The sequence below is a fragment of the Rhodococcus sp. NPDC055112 genome (assembly GCF_053607505.1).
In genome coordinates this window covers 21339-37433 of the sequence record NZ_JBSGTR010000018.1, presented here as the reverse complement: position 1 = coordinate 37433, position 16095 = coordinate 21339, and the positions used below count along the sequence as shown (strand labels likewise).

15 protein-coding genes, 1 tRNA gene and 1 pseudogene are annotated in these 16095 nt (G+C 67.4%); 9 read left to right on the top strand and 8 right to left on the bottom strand.

Annotated features, from left to right (window positions below; genetic code table 11):
- Nucleotides 1–63: 63 nt before the first annotated feature.
- The 3 genes from ACWFRB_RS11355 to ACWFRB_RS11345 all read right to left on the bottom strand — a co-directional run bounded on the left by ACWFRB_RS11355 (nucleotide 64) and on the right by ACWFRB_RS11345 (nucleotide 4410).
- Nucleotides 64–1305, bottom strand: a complete 1242-nt coding sequence (locus tag ACWFRB_RS11355) for a saccharopine dehydrogenase family protein (protein ID WP_452641030.1) — start codon at nucleotides 1303–1305, stop codon at nucleotides 64–66.
- Nucleotides 1306–1348: 43 nt separating this feature from the next.
- Nucleotides 1349–2845 (bottom strand): glutamate--cysteine ligase, encoded by a 1497-nt coding sequence (locus ACWFRB_RS11350; RefSeq protein ID WP_452641029.1) that lies wholly within the window; start codon nucleotides 2843–2845, stop codon nucleotides 1349–1351.
- A 125-nt stretch (nucleotides 2846–2970) separates the two neighbouring features.
- A complete protein-coding gene (locus tag ACWFRB_RS11345) occupies nucleotides 2971–4410 on the bottom strand; it encodes an SDR family NAD(P)-dependent oxidoreductase (protein WP_452641027.1) in 1440 nt (479 codons plus the stop codon).
- Nucleotides 4411–4595: 185 nt separating this feature from the next.
- Between ACWFRB_RS11345 and ACWFRB_RS11340 the strand changes: the two genes are divergently transcribed.
- Nucleotides 4596–5810, top strand: coding sequence for a S8 family peptidase (locus tag ACWFRB_RS11340; RefSeq protein WP_452641026.1), 1215 nt, complete (start codon nucleotides 4596–4598; stop codon nucleotides 5808–5810).
- A gap of 80 nt (nucleotides 5811–5890) precedes the next feature.
- Here the strand turns inward: ACWFRB_RS11340 and ACWFRB_RS11335 are convergent.
- Nucleotides 5891–5976, bottom strand: a tRNA-Leu gene (locus ACWFRB_RS11335).
- Between the two features lie 125 nt (nucleotides 5977–6101).
- On the opposite strand from ACWFRB_RS11335, the gene ACWFRB_RS11330 reads away from it, so the two are divergent.
- From ACWFRB_RS11330 to ACWFRB_RS11320, 3 genes are all read left to right on the top strand, one after another.
- Nucleotides 6102–7478 carry a M20/M25/M40 family metallo-hydrolase gene (locus tag ACWFRB_RS11330; protein WP_452641024.1) on the top strand — a complete coding sequence of 459 codons (1377 nt, stop codon included), beginning with the start codon at nucleotides 6102–6104 and terminating at the stop codon, nucleotides 7476–7478.
- A 61-nt stretch (nucleotides 7479–7539) separates the two neighbouring features.
- A complete protein-coding gene (locus ACWFRB_RS11325; protein ID WP_452641022.1) occupies nucleotides 7540–8073 on the top strand; it encodes a YbhB/YbcL family Raf kinase inhibitor-like protein in 534 nt (177 codons plus the stop codon).
- 86 nt (nucleotides 8074–8159) lie between these two features.
- Nucleotides 8160–8513 carry a hypothetical protein gene (locus ACWFRB_RS11320; protein ID WP_452641021.1) on the top strand — a complete coding sequence of 118 codons (354 nt, stop codon included), beginning with the start codon at nucleotides 8160–8162 and terminating at the stop codon, nucleotides 8511–8513.
- On the opposite strand, the gene ACWFRB_RS11315 is transcribed toward ACWFRB_RS11320, so the two are convergent.
- A complete protein-coding gene (locus tag ACWFRB_RS11315) occupies nucleotides 8488–8772 on the bottom strand; it encodes a hypothetical protein (protein ID WP_452641020.1) in 285 nt (94 codons plus the stop codon). The two genes, ACWFRB_RS11320 and ACWFRB_RS11315, sit on opposite strands and share 26 nt — an antisense overlap.
- Before the next feature lie 181 nt (nucleotides 8773–8953).
- Here ACWFRB_RS11315 and ACWFRB_RS11310 point away from each other — a divergent pair, with 181 nt between their 5' ends.
- The 3 genes from ACWFRB_RS11310 (at nucleotide 8954) to ACWFRB_RS11300 (ending at nucleotide 10912) form a co-directional block, all read left to right on the top strand.
- On the top strand, nucleotides 8954–9208 hold the full coding sequence (locus ACWFRB_RS11310) for a hypothetical protein (protein ID WP_452641018.1): 255 nt from the start codon (nucleotides 8954–8956) through the stop codon (nucleotides 9206–9208).
- 546 nt (nucleotides 9209–9754) lie between these two features.
- Nucleotides 9755–10210 (top strand): SRPBCC family protein, encoded by a 456-nt coding sequence (locus ACWFRB_RS11305; RefSeq protein ID WP_452641017.1) that lies wholly within the window; start codon nucleotides 9755–9757, stop codon nucleotides 10208–10210.
- Between the two features lie 54 nt (nucleotides 10211–10264).
- On the top strand, nucleotides 10265–10912 hold the full coding sequence (locus ACWFRB_RS11300) for a GNAT family N-acetyltransferase (protein WP_452641015.1): 648 nt from the start codon (nucleotides 10265–10267) through the stop codon (nucleotides 10910–10912).
- A 51-nt stretch (nucleotides 10913–10963) separates the two neighbouring features.
- Here the strand turns inward: ACWFRB_RS11300 and ACWFRB_RS11295 are convergent, their stop codons facing one another.
- Nucleotides 10964–12076, bottom strand: a complete 1113-nt coding sequence (locus tag ACWFRB_RS11295) for a hypothetical protein (protein ID WP_452641014.1) — start codon at nucleotides 12074–12076, stop codon at nucleotides 10964–10966.
- 96 nt (nucleotides 12077–12172) lie between these two features.
- The gene (locus ACWFRB_RS11290) at nucleotides 12173–13570 is read right to left on the bottom strand and encodes an FAD-binding protein (protein WP_452641013.1); all 1398 of its coding nucleotides are present in this window, start codon (nucleotides 13568–13570) and stop codon (nucleotides 12173–12175) included.
- Between the two features lie 204 nt (nucleotides 13571–13774).
- On the opposite strand from ACWFRB_RS11290, the pseudogene ACWFRB_RS11285 reads away from it, so the two are divergent.
- Nucleotides 13775–15610, top strand: a pseudogene (locus ACWFRB_RS11285) (thioesterase domain-containing protein); the annotation flags it as partial.
- A gap of 40 nt (nucleotides 15611–15650) precedes the next feature.
- On the top strand, nucleotides 15651–15875 hold the full coding sequence (locus ACWFRB_RS11280) for a hypothetical protein (RefSeq protein ID WP_452641012.1): 225 nt from the start codon (nucleotides 15651–15653) through the stop codon (nucleotides 15873–15875).
- A gap of 6 nt (nucleotides 15876–15881) precedes the next feature.
- On the opposite strand, the gene ACWFRB_RS11275 is transcribed toward ACWFRB_RS11280, so the two are convergent.
- Nucleotides 15882–16094, bottom strand: coding sequence for a hypothetical protein (locus ACWFRB_RS11275; RefSeq protein ID WP_452641011.1), 213 nt, complete (start codon nucleotides 16092–16094; stop codon nucleotides 15882–15884).
- Nucleotide 16095: the final 1 nt, after the last annotated feature.

Sequence of the window (16095 nt, the reverse complement as noted above, 5' to 3'; positions counted from 1 at the left end):
AGCTGCTCCTCACGGCGGGCGTGCTTGCGGCCGCGCGCGCGGCCGCAAGCACCCTCGTCGTGCCTAGTTCCGCCGCGCGCTGATCTCGAAGCCCGCGGTGCGCAGCCGGTCCACGAGCGCGTCGCCGATCGCTGTCGCGGGCGTCAGCACACCCGCCGCATCGGGTAGGGCGTCCCTGTCGAGCGCGAGGGCGAGCGCGGATTCGCCGAGCATCACCGCGGTCGCGGCGTAGCCGGGGTCGCCCTTCGCCCGCACCCGCGCGACGTAGCGGGCGCCGGTGCTGGTGGTGGTATAGGTGTCGGTCGTGAAATGGCCTGCGGCCCGTGCCTTCTCGCTCGGTCCCTCGCCGGGCTTGGGCAGTACCCGGTCGAGGACGTACCGGGTGGGGCCGAAGGCGAGGCCGGCCATCAGGGCGCCGAGGCCTGCGGACACTCCCGCCGCGAAGACGGGCGAGAGCACCGACTGCCCGACGCTCATCACCTCGCGGTACCGGAACGCGCGGCCGTACTCCCACTTGCGCAGCGCGTTGCTCCGACGCACGACCCTGGTGTTGGTCGAGCCCATCACGAACGGCGCGGTGCGGCCGCCGAGGCCGGGCGCGATGTCCGATCCCTTCAGCATCTCGACGTCGGACTGGCGGCCGAGGTCGGGTTCGGCCGAGGGGTCCGGGCTCAGCGAGTACGGGTTCACCGCGATGCGGCGCGCGGACTTGTCGGTCTTGACGGTGTCGACGAGGTTGCGCATCGAGTCGATGGTGCCGCCGCTGACGCCGCCGCGCAGCGAGCTGACCACCAGCGTGGTGTCGGTGAGATCGCCCTCGCCGTCGGCCGCGACCTGCTGGTGCAGGACGTGCACGCCGATGTCGGAGGGAATGGAGTCGAACCCGCAGGAATGCACGATCCGGGCCCCTGAGGCCACCGCGACATCGTGGAACCTGTCGATGCTCTCGCGGCCGAACAGCACCTCGCCGCTCAGGTCGACGTAGTCGGTGCCGGCCTCGGCGCAGGCCCGGACCAGGTCGATGCCGTACTTGGCGTACGGGCCGACGGTGGTGATCACGACGTGGGCGGACTCGGCGAGCGCGGTCAGGGAGGCGGGATCGTCCGCGTTCGCGACGATGATCGGCCACTGCGCCGCGGTGGGGCCTAGTTCGGCCCGTACCGTCTCCAGCTTGGCCGATGACCGCCCGGCGAGGCCGATCCGCGCGCTGCGCGGGGCGCTCCTGGCCAGGTACTGCGCGGTGAGCTTGCCGACGAATCCGGTGGCGCCGTAGACGACGATGTCGAGATCGCGAGTGCGGGTCATGTATCAGAACCCTACGCGGATCACCGCGTTCGCGGCCGCCCCTCTACCAGCTCCACGTGTGCACCGGCTCGCCCGAGTGCATCCGCTCGAGATACTCGCACAGCATGCCCCTCAGTGCGCTGTCCCGCGACTGACCGGCACGTTCCCGCGCGGCCACGCACTCGCGCTGCCACACCGATCCGCTCCTGGCCGCGCGAGCACGGCCCTCGATCACGCCCAGGTACTTGTCACGGAGGGTGGCGTCGACCCCCAATTCCTCGAGTCCCGCGTCCGCCATCGGCAGCAGCGTGCGCTGCACCAGATCCTGCGGACTCACCGCGCCGTTCCCTGGCCATTGCATCACGGAGTCGAAGCCGTGCCTCGCGCCCACCCGTAGGTTCTCCTCCGCGGCGGCGAACGGCATCTGCGTCCACAGTGGCCTGTCGGAGCGGGCGAGCGAGCGAAGCGTGCCGTAGTAGAACGCGGCATCGGCGAGGGTGTCGACAATGGTCGGGCCGGCGGGCAGCACGCGGTTCTCCAGGCGCAGCGGCGTCCGGGCGTCGGTGGGGTCGTAGACCGGCCGATTCCACCGGTAGATCGTTCCGTTGTGCATCGTGAGCTCGGCGAGTTCGGGGGAGCCGCCGCAGGCGACCACCCCGATGGGGTCCTCGGGCGTGCAGACCGGCAGGAGCGCGGGGAAGTACCGGGAGTTCTCCTCGAACAGGTCGAAAACCGACGTTATCCAGCGCTCACCGAACCACACCCGTGGGCGGACACCCTGATTTCTGAGCTCCGGTGGCCGGGAGTCGATGGCCTGCTCGAACAACGGGATCCGGGTTTCGTTCCACAGCGCCATGCCGGCGAAGAACGGCGAATTGGCGGCGAGCACCACCTGGATCCCGACTAGGATCTGGGCGGCGTTCCAGTGCGCGGCGTAGGTGGCGGGGGACACCTGCAGGTGCAGTTGGACCGAGGTGCACGCCGCCTCGGGGAGGATCGTGTGGGCGACGGTGGTCAGGCTTTCGGCGCCGGAGCGGCCCGGCAGCGGCACCCCCGCGATGCTCAGCTCGATGTCCTCGCCCCTGGCGGCGAGGATCTGCTGCTCCAGGACGGTGTACCGGGTGTCGGCCGACATCCATTTCTGCTCGAAGTGCTTCTCGCGCAGGGTCGGCAGGATGCCGATCATCGCGAGCCGGCCGCCGGACTCGCGGGCACGGGCATCCGCGAGGTCGAGCGAGCCCCGCAGGTCGTTCTCGAGTGCGGCGAGATTCGCGCCCGCAAGGGGCCTCGGCGCGACGTTGATCTCGATGTTGAACTGGGCGAGTTCGGACTGATAGTCGGGGCCGGCCAGGTCGGCGAGCACCGCGGCGTTCACCATGGCGGGCTCGCAGTGCTCGTCGACCAGGTTCAGCTCGATCTCCATGCCCATCTTCGGGCTGGGGATCTCGGCGTCGGCGTTCTCGAGGAGGGTGGCCAGGGCATCGAGACAGGCCTGCACCTTCTCGCGGAAGTCCTGCCGGTCCCGGCGCGAGAACTTCAGCCGTGTCACCTCGTGGCCCATGGATACTCCTCGGCCGGTGCTGACTCCCCGGACTCAGTATCCCCGCTTCGGGCCCCGCGCCGCAGCGGCGCGTTCGGGCTCGAGGGGGGCGTAGCGACTGCTTGCAGGTCGCTCGAGAGTCACCGTCACCAGGGGGACGGCTTGTAGTCCTTGAGGAAGCAGCCGTACAGGTCGACACCCTGCTCGCCCTGCACGATCGGGTCGTACACCCGGGCCGCGCCGTCGACCAGGTCGAGCGGGGCGTGGAAACCCTCGTCGGCGAGGCGGACCTTCGTGTAGTGCGGGCGTTCGTCGGTGATCCACCCGGTGTCGACGGCGGTCATCAGGATGCCGTCCTGATCGAGCATCTCCTTCGCGCTGGTGCGGGTCAGCATGTTCAGCGCGGCCTTGGCCATGTTGGTGTGCGGATGCCCGGCACCCTTGTAGGCGCGGCTGAACTGGCCCTCCATGGCGGAGACGTTGACCACGTACTTGCGGTGTGCGGCCGCGGCCGCCATCGCGGGGCGCAGCCGGGACACCAGGATGAACGGTGCCACCGAGTTGCACAGCTGCACCTCGAGCAGTTCGATCGGATCGACCTCCGCGACGGTCTGGACCCAGCTGTTGGTGTGCGCGAGGTCGGGGACCAGGCCGCCCGCGTCGATCGCGATGCCCTGCTCGATGCGTTCGAGCGAGGCGGAGCCAGCGACCAGCGCGAGCTCGCTGACCTGATGGATCACCGACTCCGGCGTCGGCAGCGAACTGGCCAGCGACGCCGGGTGTGCGTCGCTGGTCTTGCCGAAGGTCAGTACGTCAGGGAGTTCGCCGGCGGGCAGCGGGCCGGACTCGGCCTCTGCGAGCGCGGAGTAGGCGCCGGGGGAGCGGCGGACGGTCTGTGCCGCGTTGTTGATGAGGATGTCGAGTGGACCCTGCTCGGCCACCGAGTCGGCGAGCGAGACGACCTGGGCGGGGTCGCGCAGGTCGATGCCGACCACCCGCAGCCGGTGGATCCAGTCGCCGCTGTCCTCCATCGCCTTGAAGCGGCGGATCGCGTCGTTGGGGAAGCGGGTGGTGATGGTGAGGTGGGCGCCGTCGCGCAGGAGCCGCAGCGCGATGTACATGCCGATCTTGGCCCGGCCGCCGGTGAGCAGCGCCCGCCTGCCGGTCAGGTCCGTGCTGGCGTCGCGCTTGGCGTGGCTGCTGGCCGCGCACTCGGGGCAGAGCTGGTGGTAGAACGCGTCGACGACCGTGTAGCGCTGCTTGCAGATGTAGCAGGGTCGCGGACGGATCAGGGTGCCCGCACTCGCGCCCGGCGCGTTCGAGGTGAGCAGCACGCCCGCGGTCTCGTCGTCGATGCGCTCGGGCGAACCGGTGGCGGTCGAGGCCACGACCTGGCGGTCGGCGTCGGACACGGCGTCGCGCGCCTCCACCCGACGGCGCCGCTTGAGCTGCTTGAACATCTTGCCGCTGGCCCGCTGGAGGACCATCGAATCCGGGTGGTCGGCGTCGAGGCTGCCTGCCTCGGACAGCACGCGCAGGCAGATCTCCAGGTCGGCGGGATCGATGCCCGTCATTGGTTGTGCCATCGGTAGGTCGCTCAGTTCTGATCTCGAAGTGCCGGTCGACGTCGGATTCTACCGAGTCCGGGGATGTGCCGAGACCATCGCAGTTTCCGCCGACACAGGTGGTGACATCGCTCACAAGCCCGAGGAGGATTTCGGTATCGGGGGATTCGTCGGCAGTCGATGCCGATCACCGAAAGGCCGAGATCATGAATGAGTTGAGTGGTTCCACGGATCCGCCCCGGTTCCCGACAGCAGTGACCGACGACATGGCACGTCCGAACTCGCTGCTGCACGTCGAGTCGGTGGTACCCGTCGAGGCCCCGGTGCAGAAGGACGGACCGTTCCTGCCGGAACTGACGGAGGTCGATCTCCTCGTCCGCGGGGCGGACGCCCGTCGTGAGTTCAACGTCGGTGGTTCCGGTGTCACCGTCGCGGTGCTGGACACCGGATTACGCACCACACACGTGGATTTCGCCGGCCGGGTGGTGCCGGGTCGCAACTTCACCCGTGACAACGGCGGCGACCCCGCGGACGTCACAGACGGGCACGGCCACGGCACGAACGTGGCGGGAATCGCGTGCGCAGCGCGGATCCACACCGGCATCGCCCCGAACGCACGCATCGTCCCGGTCAAGGTTCTGGACGACAGCGGAGGCGGGAGCTTCACTGACATTCGAGACGGACTGGACTGGCTGCTCGAGCGGCGGTCGTCGCTGGGCATCTCGGCCGTCTGCATGGCGCTGGGCGCCTCGGACAACCGGACGACCGACACCGACATGCCGGGCGACGGCATCGGCGCCCTGCTCCAGGAACTGACCGACGAGGGCGTCTGCTGCTGTGTATCGGCCGGCAACGACTATTACGCGCACGGCGGCATGCAGGGGATGAGTTATCCGGCGATCTTCCGGCAGACGATCAGTGTCGGGTCGGTCTACGACGCCGACGAGGGCAGCTTCCGTTACCGGGACGGGGCGAAGGCGTTCGAGACGGCGGCCGACCGCATGACACCGTTCTCGCAGCGGTTGCACCGCAAGATCGGCGGGCCGTGTGCGACGGACATCTTCGCGCCGGGTTCGCCGGTGACCTCGGCCGGCATCCTCAACGACACCGGCGAGTCGCTCCAGTTCGGGACGAGCCAGGCGACACCGATCGCGACCGGCGTCGTCCTGCTGTTGCAGTCCTTCTACCTGCGGACCAGGGGTGAACTGCCATCGGTTGCCGACGTGAAGCGGTGGCTGGTTCGCGGCGCCACGGTCATCTACGACGGCGACGACGAACACGACAACGTCGGGCACACCGGGCTGTCCTTCCCCAGGGTCAGCGCGGTCGGTTCGCTGCTCGCCTGTGCGAAGGACCTCGCGATGCGCGAGCTGACGGCCGCCGAGCATGCCAGGACGGAGGTGGCGACGGGCCGACGATGATGCCGGACAAGAGAACTCGGAGAAACGAAAAAGGCCCCGGATCGTGATCCGGGGCCTTGCTCGTCTGTCTCAACTCAGAGTGCGCGAGGGGGGACTTGAACCCCCACGTCCATTAGTAGGACACTAGCACCTCAAGCTAGCGCGTCTGCCATTCCGCCACTCGCGCATGCACACCTTGTTGTTTGCCCGCCGTGTTCTGCGTGCTGGGAAAGATTAGCTGATGCAGCGCCCCACGCCAAAATCGGCGCGTCTGCGCTGCTAGGAGGGGGTGTTCGGTGGTAGGAACGTGGGGTGTCAGACGCAGAGAACACTCACGGCCCCGCCGCGGCGAGCAACTCCGATCGTGGCCGAGCCGAGGCCGAAGTAGTCGAACTGGTGAGCGCACTGATCCGATTCGACACCTCCAACACCGGTGAGCTCGCCACCACCAAGGGGGAGCGCGAGTGTGCCCAGTGGGTGGCCGCGCGGCTCGAGGAGGTCGGCTACGAGACCGAGTACGTCGAATCCGGCGCGCCCGGCCGCGGGAACGTCTTTGCCAGGCTGCGGGGCGCCGACCCGTCCCGTGGCGCACTGCTGATCCACGGTCACCTCGATGTCGTGCCCGCCGAGCCCGCGGACTGGAGCGTGCACCCGTTCTCCGGGGCGGTCGAGGACGGCTACGTCTGGGGCCGCGGGGCGATCGACATGAAGGACATGGTCGGGATGACCCTCGCGCTGGCGCGCCAGTTCAAGGCGGAGGGCACCGTGCCGCCGCGCGATCTGGTGTTCGCCTTTCTCGCCGACGAGGAGGCGGGCGGCAAGTACGGGTCGCAGTGGCTGGTCGAGCATCGCCCGGACCTGTTCGACGGCGTCACCGAGGCGGTCGGTGAGGTCGGTGGCTTCTCGCTGAGCGTCCCGCGCCCCGACGGCAGCGAGGCCCGGCTGTACCTGGTGGAGACGGCGGAGAAGGGGCTGGGCTGGATGCGGCTGACGGCCAAGGCCCGCGCCGGTCACGGGTCCTTCCTGCACGAGGACAACGCCGTCACGATCCTGGCCGAGGCGGTCGCGCGGCTGGGCAGGCACACCTTCCCGCTGGTGGTGCCCGACTCGGTCGCCGAGTTCCTTGGCGCGGTGAGCGCGGAGACGGGGGTCGAGTTCGACCCGACCTCTCCTGACATCGACGGCACGCTCGAGAAGCTCGGGACGATCTCGCGGATCATCGGGGCGACGCTCCGTGACACCGCGAACCCGACCATGCTCAGTGCCGGGTACAAGGCGAACGTGATCCCGCAGACCGCCGAGGCGGTGGTCGACTGCCGCGTGCTGCCCGGCAGGCAGGCCGCCTTCGAGCGGGAGGTGGACGAGCTGATCGGGCCGGACGTCACCCGCGAGTGGATCACCAAGCTGGATTCCTACGAGACCACCTTCGACGGGCATCTGGTGGACGCGATGAACGCCGCGATCCTGGCGCACGACGAGAACGGCAGGACGGTGCCGTACATGCTGTCCGGTGGCACGGACGCGAAGGCGTTCGCGAAGCTGGGGATCCGCTGCTTCGGGTTCGCGCCGCTGCAGTTGCCGCCGGAGCTCGACTTCACCGCTCTCTTCCACGGCGTCGACGAGCGGGTGCCCGTCGACGCGCTCGAGTTCGGTACCCGAGTTCTCGAGCATTTTCTCCATAATTGCTAGTGCCAGCAATCCATCGAGTGATCGCTCCGGTTCCGCCCCTCACCCGCTGAAAGGTCTCACCATGGCTTCCTCGCACAATCCCTACGACGCGCTTCCCGAGCTTCCGTCGTTCACGCTGACCTCGACGGACGTCGAGGACGGCCAGGTTCTGGCCAACGCCCAGGTGAGCGGGATCTTCGGGGCAGGCGGCCAGGACATCTCCCCGCAGCTGTCGTGGTCCGGTTTCCCCGCGGAGACGAAGAGCTTCGCGGTGACGGTGTTCGATCCGGACGCCCCGACCGCCTCCGGCTTCTGGCACTGGGCCGTCGCCAACATCCCGGTGACGGTGACGTCGCTGGCGTCAGGTGCCGGTACCGCGGACGGGTCAGGACTGCCCGAGGGCGCGGTGCAGCTGCTCAACGACGGTGGCCTGTACGGGTACCTCGGTGCCGCGCCGCCTGCCGGGCACGGCCCGCACCGGTACATCATCGCGGTGCACGCGGTCGGGGTGGAGAAGCTGGACGTGGACGAGTCGGTCAGCCCGGGGCGTCTCGGGTTCAACCTCTTCAGCCACGCGATCGCGCGCGCGACGCTGACCGGGACATACGAGCAGTAGCGAACGGATCGGTGCGCGGGCCCTCGAACCGACCGGGTGAGGGCCCCTGCGCGCGCCTAGGTATCAGCCGGAACGGGGGAGCGAGCATGGAGATTCGGAAGGTCGCGGATCGGCTGCCGCCTGGCACCGATGTCGCGCGTGTCTACGGTGAGCCGTACGAGACGGCGCAGGGCACCACGATCATCACCGTCGCCAGGCCCGGTGGCAGCCGGTTCGGCACCCGCGACGTCGCGGTGGTGCCCGTCGGTGTGTTCGTCATCCACGACGGCAAGGCCTCCTGGGAGCCCGCTGTCGACGAGACCCGCATCGCGTTGATGGCCTTGTCCATCGGCCTGGCCTCGGCGGTGTTGGCCACGCTGGCCGTCCTCCGGCGTCCGCCCTGGCCCGATCTGTCCCGACCCCGACGTCCGGCGGTCAGCTGCCGTGGCCGAGGGGGTTGAACACCACTCGATACCAGTTGCCCGTGACGGGATCCTGCGTGCACGGGACGATGACGACGGCGCGCGACGTCCGTTCGAGCATTTCGGCCTTGCTGCACAGATATTGGGCTGATGCGCCGGAGAACTCCGACCGGTAGAGCGGTCCGAACTCCCATGGTTCGGCGCTCGCGGTTGCCGTGCCGAGCGCGGACCCGAGGACGACGGGTGCCGCCAGCAGTCCGAAGATCGTCGCGGTGCGCCTGGTCGTCTTCTTCTGCACGAGTGCTCCTCGGTTGACGATGGAGAGTGCTTCCTCTTGCACCGTCGCCGGAGAGGTCTGAAGTGTTACGGCCACGGGAGCGCCCTTCGTGCCGAAACTGCCGCCAGCGCCTGAAGAATGGGAGAGAACAGCGCGCAGCACGGCACGAGCCTGCAGGGCGGTGCCGTGGCAATCTGTGGGGATGGCTCCGCTGCAGCGACCTAACCCGCCAGGGACCTCGGATTGGGTCGAGGATGGCGGCCGGCATCCTCGTGAGGCGTTGGGGCGGCGGCGCGACGTTGCTTGGGTTGTCGGGGTGGCGCTCCTGCCTCTCCTGCTTCTTGTCGCATCGCTGGTGGCCGCGCTCATCGAGGACAATCGCGGAACGATGATCGGCGATGTACTGATCATCTGGAATCTCTACGGAATCTTTGGCCTCGTGGTGTTTTGCCGGTGATGATGGTGTCCCTGTCCGGTGCTGGCGCTCTGTCTCGTCGGTTCCGAGTCGGGCGCTGGCTTGCATCGATTGGAAGCGCGGCCATCGTGCTCGTGCTCGCCGCCATAATCCATGGCGCGGTGGAAGAAACAGCGGTTCCTGCTGAGTTGCGTGATCCGAACAGTTGGGCGCCGCCACTGTCATACTTCGCCACTGCAGTTTTCGTCGGCCCGTATATCGCGATCGCTTCCGTCAACGTGTACGTGCTTCTCCGCCTCTGGAGACGTCCTGGCTAGCGCAGGGGAGGGGTGGCCGAGCTCGGTCCTGGTTCGCCGGGGTGCGGAGGCTGCGCTTTCAACAGATCGCGTCCGAATCCCTCCTGCTCAACGAGCGATAAACAGGACAGTCACATGCCATCTCCGGCGGTGGGTTCTACCGTCTCCGGGTTCGGCACGATCGTCAGGAGCGAACAGCCCAGCGACAACCGGGCCTCGGCGTGGGCCTTGTGCGTAACGTTGTTCCCGCTCGATCGACATACAGACCGACCGTTACTTTCTATGGGGGTAGATGCCGATGATCGCCGATTCAGAGTTGAATCCCGCTGCAGTCGAGATCGGCAGTTTCTTCCCACAGTCGCCAGGCGCCATTTGGCGTGCACTGACGGAGCCGGATCTGCTCGAGCGATGGATGATGCGACCTACCGGGTTCGTTGCGTCAGTCGGAACGCAGTTCATTTTCGCAATACCTACTCAGCCGACCGGTGAGATTGCCTGCGAAGTCCTGGCGGCTCGGCCAGGGGAGCAGTTGAAGTTCAGCTGGACCGATCTGCGAGCTGAGGATCCTGCGCCGTGGATTGTGGACTGGATACTCCATCCGCAGGGCCGTGGCACGCGACTTCTGTTGACGCAAACAGGCTTTGATATCGAGGACCGCCGGCAGAAGATGGCCCGTAATGCCCTGGAGCGGGGCTGGAAGGTTACCCTGTCGCGACTCCGGAACGTACTTGACGACATTGAAAAGTGAGATTCAACGGTTGAGATAGGCATCCGTGCTCGTCCGGGATCGGAAGGAGATGGGATGAGCGTGGGTCGTCAGACGATTCTGAGTACCGACCGGGTGGGGATCACGACGTGGCTCCCTTCAGACCTGCACGATCTCGCCGTGCTGCATGCCGACCCTGTCACCATGCGGTTCATCGGGCATGGGCGTCCTGAAACCATCGAGGAGGCGCGGTCCAGGATTGTCGAATACTGCGCCGAACAACGGGTTCGAGGTTGGACCACGTGGCGCGTAGAGAACCGTGATGGCGACATGATCGGTCGCGCCGGCTTCGGCGGGAGCGACGCGGGCCGTGAGTTGGCGTACGCCTTGCGTCCAGACCATTGGAATCGCGGCCTCGCTACGGAGATCGCCGCGGGCCTGGTTCGCTGGCACCACGAGCATCTGCACGGCGATCAATCCTCGAGCAGCATCGGCGCGTACGTCGAGGTCGGAAACCAAGCGAGCGTCCGCGTGCTGGAGAAGGTCGGGTTCAACTTCGTGGATCGGCGCTCATACAAGGGCGTCACCTGTGACTTCTTTCAGCTTCCCGCCGCGAGATACTTGCGTGACATCGCGGCCAGGAACCTCGAGTCCGAGGATCTGGAGGCGTACCGTGTATCGCCCGATCAGAAGCTGACGTTGGACACGGACAAGGTGAACCCGCTGCCCGCACCGCCGACCTAGGGCGCGAAGGTTGGGGGGTGCTTGCTGAGACGCAAGACGGGTGTCGCGGTTTCAGATGAAGCGCACGACGAGGGTGAGTCGACCGGCCGGCGTCCACGCGCCGACGGCGACGTTCCCCGAACCCAAATGCGTGAGCCTCTCGATCTCTCCCTCGTCGCCGAAGTCGATCGGCAGGACGACGCGTTCGGACGAGTCGAAGTTCTCGTCGGCGACGATCAATGCGTCCTCGGTCGCGTACACGGCGGCTCGGTCGTCGTTGATCCAGCATCCGGCGAGCCCGAAACCGTACTCGGCGTCGACGTCACTCGCGTCGAGCCGTGAGATCTCCTTGAGATCCGGCCACGACAGCACCCGTACGATCTGCGGATCGCTATACGGGGTGAGAAGTAGCCTCGCACCCGACGGACTGAAGCCCGCGATCACGGGATCGTCTCCTGCGAGGATCTCGGTCAGATGTAGGCGCGATCCCTCGACATCGACGCGGAAGGCGAGAACGCCATCCTGCCCCATGGCGAGCTCGAGAATCGCCGTGTCTTCGGCAGGATGAGGATGCAGGAAGGCGCGAGCATCGTCGGCGTCGATCGCCTGGTCGTCGAGGATCGCCCCGGTCGCGGAATCGAGCACGAGCAGCCGGTGTCTGTCTCCGTCCGGGACAGCGACGACAAGTAGACCGCCAAGGAGCGCAGCCGCGTCGGCGGGTATTCCGGGCACCGTGACCACTTCCTCTCCGGCGATGACGAGCCCGCCGGCGGAGGCGAGTACGAGCAGGTCGAGGCTGGACGCCGCAAGGACGCGGGCGTCATTCTCCAGAGGGAGCTCTCGCCGCGAGTTCTCGGCGAGTCTGTCGTCGAGGAGACGCACCGCACCGTCTCGCCACAGCGCGAAAGTCAGACGCCCGCCCGCCTCGCCGGCGAAAACGAGGCCCGACATCGGGTCAAGGACGTCGATCACGTCAGCGGAAATGAGCATTTGATCACTGTACCGAGCACAGGCGGTCATCGACTGGACCGAGACTTTGCCGGACACGCCCTGGTCGGGCATGAAGAAGCGCGGGGCTTTCCCATTGGAAAGCCCCGCGTCCGATTCGGGTACCGGATGCCTACTTGTTGCAGTTTGCTTCCCCGCCCGGCACGCCGACTGGGAGCCGGCGTTGCGGAAGCTCATGCCGGGCACCGAGTCCCGAGTGGACATCAGTCAGCGCAACGTCGACGCCAACCTCGACCGCACCGGCCGGATTCTCGGCGTCGCACCGCGATCGAGCTAGCCGGACACCAGTCGGAGCCGTCGGGCCAGGTCGGAGGCGAAGACGCGATCCGGGTCCACGCTGTCCCGAACACTTCGCCATTCGTCGAGCCGTGGGTACATCCGGGCGATGCGCTCGGGGGTCGTGCGCGAGTCCTTCGCGAAGTAGAGGCGGCCGCCGGCGGCCAGCACCTGTTCGTCGAGCTCGTCGCAGAATCGCCCGAGTCCGGCGCGGATCGGGAAGTCGAGGCTCAACATGAATCCCGGATGCGGCCAGGAGAGCGGTGCGGGATTGCTGTCACCCATCCTCTTGAACACGTTGAGGAACGATCGATGCCCGGACTCGGCGATCTTGCGCACGATGTCGGCGAGTTGCTGCTCGGCGCCGAACGGGATGGAGAACTGGTACTGCATGAACCCCTGGGGGCCGTAGGCGCGGTTCCACTCTCCGAGAAGGTCGAGCGGGTGGTAGAACTGCGTCAGATTCTGGATGGTGCCCCGGCCGTGCTTCGGGTACATCCGGTGGGCGGCCTCCGCGGCGACCCGCGTGGTGAGGCGGTTGACCAGCCCGCTCGGGAAGATGTCCGGGACGGTGAGTAGCTGAGGAGCGTTGAACCGCAGGGGGTCCCGGCGCAGCTTCGGCGGCAGTTGGTCCAGGGTCGCCAGCGATCCGCGGGTGAATCCCGCTCGGCCGAGCTTCGGCCCGGTCGAGATGGTGTCGGGCACCGACATCGAGTAGTCGTAGCCCTCGTCGGAGCCGCCGGTCAGCAGTTCCATCGTCTCGTCGAGGTTGGCGGTGCGGTCGTGATCGGCGATGAAATAGGCAGTCTCGGTGTGCTTCATCCGCACCCGGGCCCGGACAACGATGCCGGTCAGCCCCATTCCGCCGACGGTGGCCCAGAACAGGTCCTTCTCGTCGCCTGTCGGGGAGATGGTGCGGATGGTTCCGTCTGCGGTCAGCAGATCGAGTGACTCGACGTGGTTGCCGAAACTGCCGTGTGAGTGGTGGTTCTTGCCGTGGATGTCGGCTCCGATGGCCCCGCCCACCGTGACCTGCCTGGTGCCGGGCAGCACGGGAACCCACAGGCCGTGGGGGAGGACGGCACGCATCAGCGCGTCGAGGCTGACCCCGGCATCGAGGTCGACGACGCCGGAGTCGGGGTCGATGCGGTGGATCCGGTCGAGGGCGGTCATGTCGATGACCAGTCCGCCCGCGTTCTGCGCTGGGTCGCCGTAGCTGCGGCCGAGACCGCGTGCGATGACCCCCCTCGGTCCGGCTTGGTTCACGGCTCTGGCGATGGTCTCGAGGTCGGGGGTCGACAGCACGTCTGCCGGTGTCGCTGCACGCCTACCCCACCCGCTCAGAGAACGCCGTTCGGTTCTGAACTCGGTCGTCACAGTCACCGGACCCACCATAGCCACACCGGGTCGCAGGCCATCCGAAACGAACGAGTGTCCATGCGCGATAGAGCGGTTCGAGGCGTCTGACGTGTCATGATCGTTCTCGTTTGGGTCTGGACGCCGGGGGATCGGGGCGGCGGGCCCGTGTGTCGCACGAACGGAATCTGGGCGCAGTGCCGCTGTACCGGTGAGCGTCGCGAGGAGGGGAGACTCCACATGTCGAGCGAAACCACCTGCACCTTGGGTGCGTATGTTCCGCTGCCGGACGGCAGGCACGCGTGGGAGGTTCAGGCGTCGTCGGTTCCTGACTTCGGCGCGCTCGTCACGGCGGCGGGCGCACAGGTGCTACCTGACTCGGTCATGGGCGCCACCGTCACACACGGCGAGTTGCCGTCCGACGGGAGCCTCACGGTAACCCTGGTGCCGCATCTCGGTGGGGCTTCGGTACAGGTCTTTCGCCAAGCGGGTGTCGGCGGTTTTCCGCTGCTCTTCGAGGCGGTGGTCTCGACCGGCGCGGCCCTGCCGGAGCCGGCTGCCGTCGTTCCGCTGGAGCGGGCCGGTTCGCCGATGGAGGAGCTGCCCGAGGTCGTCGAATCCTTTGGTGGCAAGTGGGATTCCTGCAGCGGTCAGAGCCTGGAGGAGCGGCTGGGGCTGATCGTCGCCGAGTCCATGGGCTACGCGCCCGAGGACTTGCCCGCCGAGATCCCGCTGATCGAGCTGGGACTGGACTCGCTGATGGCGGTGCGGATCAAGAACCGCGTCGAGTACGAGTTCGACATCCCGCAGCTGCAGCTGCAGGCGGTCCGCGACGCGAGCCTGCGTGAGGTGGAGAAGTACCTGCGCTACGCGATCGAGAACCGTGGAGAGGTGGAGGCGCTCGCCGAGCAGCAGCGGCAGGAGAAGGAGTCGGTGCAGGCGCCCGTGGCACTCCCTGCCGTGACCGAAGTTCCCGCGCAGGCGCTGCGCGCCGCGCCGCCCGACATCGATGTGCCCCCGCGTGATGCCGCCGAGCGGCTGACGTTCGCGAGCTGGGCGGTGGTCACGGGGAAGTCGGCGAAGGGAATCTTCAATACCTTGCCTGTGCTCGACGACGACACCGCGGAGAGGCTGGCCGCGCGTCTTACCGCGCGCGCGGGAGGAGAAATCAGCTTCGACGACATCCTCGACTCGGAGACCGTCGAGCAGCTCGCGGAGAAGGTGCGCGAGCACCTCGAGGACGGTGTCAAGATCGACGGGCTGGTGCGGACCCTTCGTGCCCGGACCGAAGGGTCCGCCGCGGTGCCGGTGTTCGTGTTCCATCCGGCCGGCGGCTCGACGGTCGCGTACGAGCCGCTGCTCAAGCGGCTGCCTGTGGGCACTCCGATGTACGGTCTCGAGCGCGCCGTTGGCTCGCTCGACGAGCGGGCCGCCGCGTATCTCCCGTTGGTCCGCGAGATCCAGGGCGACGGCCCGTACGTGCTCTACGGCTGGTCGTTCGGCGGTGCACTGGCCTACGCCGTCGCCAAGCGGCTCCGCGAGGAGGGCGCGGACGTTCGCATCGTCGGTCTCATCGACACGGTCATGCCCGGCGAGAAGGTCGAGGACACGCCCGACGAGACCCGAAGGCGATGGGAGCGGTACGCGGCGTTCGCGAAGAAGACGTACAACCTCGACTATCCGCTGCCCTACGACAAGTTGGCGGCGGCCGAGAGCGACGAGACGCAGATCCAGATCCTGATGGATCTGCTCACGATGAGCGGCACCAAGATTCCCGGCGGAATCATCGAGCACCAGCGCAACTCGTGGCTCGAATACCGCGCCATCCAGACCGCGGATCTCGCGACGTATGACGGGGACGTCGCGCTGTACATGACCGACAGCTACCAGGATGACCTGATGAACCTCGAACCGTCGTTCCGGATCCGTCAGGCCGACGGAGGCTGGGGCAAGGCGGTTCAGAACCTCGAGATCCTCTACGTCGGTGGCGATCACATCCAGATCATCGACGAGCCGCGCGTCGGGGCGGTGGCCGAGGATTTGACCAAGAAGCTCGCCCTGATCGAGATGGACCAGTAGGAAACGGCCAGGACAGGGTTTGGGAGCCTAGAATCTGGACATGAACCACTACGTCAGGAAGGAACCGATCGAACCTGAACACCGCCTCGATCAGCCCGCGGTTCGTCCTCGGTTCTGGTGGGTCCGGTCAGGTCTGGAGTTCCTGCGCCCTGGAAACCTGCTCCATGACCGGGCGGCCAGCAGGTACTCCTCGGTGGCACCCCGGCATCCCGATGGGACCCGGACCACGATCATCCCGTTCAACGGCAACGGCTGGGGTCGATAGGGCCGTTCAGTCTCGGCGCTGCCGACGGCGAGCGACGAGCAGCGTGGTGACCGAACCGCCGATCGCCACCAGCAGCGCGACCACGGCGACGCCGAGATAGCGACGCTCGGACGCCGCGCTGTACGGAAAGGTGTCGGCCCAGTCCAAACCGAGTCGCACGACGACCGCACCGAGCAGCCAGCTCAACAGGCAACCGGCGACGACCGGCGCGTGACGCATC

Excerpts from the sequence above, each read along its gene's own strand:
- ACWFRB_RS11355 (WP_452641030.1), bottom strand. The coding sequence starts at position 1,305 with ATGACCCGCACTCGCGATCTCGACATCGTCGTCTACGGCGCCACCGGA.
- ACWFRB_RS11350 (WP_452641029.1), bottom strand. The coding sequence starts at position 2,845 with ATGGGCCACGAGGTGACACGGCTGAAGTTCTCGCGCCGGGACCGGCAG.
- ACWFRB_RS11345 (WP_452641027.1), bottom strand. The coding sequence starts at position 4,410 with ATGGCACAACCAATGACGGGCATCGATCCCGCCGACCTGGAGATCTGC.
- ACWFRB_RS11340 (WP_452641026.1), top strand. The coding sequence starts at position 4,596 with ATGAATGAGTTGAGTGGTTCCACGGATCCGCCCCGGTTCCCGACAGCA.
- ACWFRB_RS11325 (WP_452641022.1), top strand. The coding sequence starts at position 7,540 with ATGGCTTCCTCGCACAATCCCTACGACGCGCTTCCCGAGCTTCCGTCG.
- ACWFRB_RS11320 (WP_452641021.1), top strand. The coding sequence starts at position 8,160 with ATGGAGATTCGGAAGGTCGCGGATCGGCTGCCGCCTGGCACCGATGTC.
- ACWFRB_RS11310 (WP_452641018.1), top strand. The coding sequence starts at position 8,954 with ATGGCTCCGCTGCAGCGACCTAACCCGCCAGGGACCTCGGATTGGGTC.
- ACWFRB_RS11305 (WP_452641017.1), top strand. The coding sequence starts at position 9,755 with ATGCCGATGATCGCCGATTCAGAGTTGAATCCCGCTGCAGTCGAGATC.
- ACWFRB_RS11300 (WP_452641015.1), top strand. The coding sequence starts at position 10,265 with ATGAGCGTGGGTCGTCAGACGATTCTGAGTACCGACCGGGTGGGGATC.
- ACWFRB_RS11295 (WP_452641014.1), bottom strand. The coding sequence starts at position 12,076 with ATGAGCTTCCGCAACGCCGGCTCCCAGTCGGCGTGCCGGGCGGGGAAG.
- ACWFRB_RS11290 (WP_452641013.1), bottom strand. The coding sequence starts at position 13,570 with ATGGTGGGTCCGGTGACTGTGACGACCGAGTTCAGAACCGAACGGCGT.
- ACWFRB_RS11280 (WP_452641012.1), top strand. The coding sequence starts at position 15,651 with ATGAACCACTACGTCAGGAAGGAACCGATCGAACCTGAACACCGCCTC.
- ACWFRB_RS11275 (WP_452641011.1), bottom strand. The coding sequence starts at position 16,094 with ATGCGTCACGCGCCGGTCGTCGCCGGTTGCCTGTTGAGCTGGCTGCTC.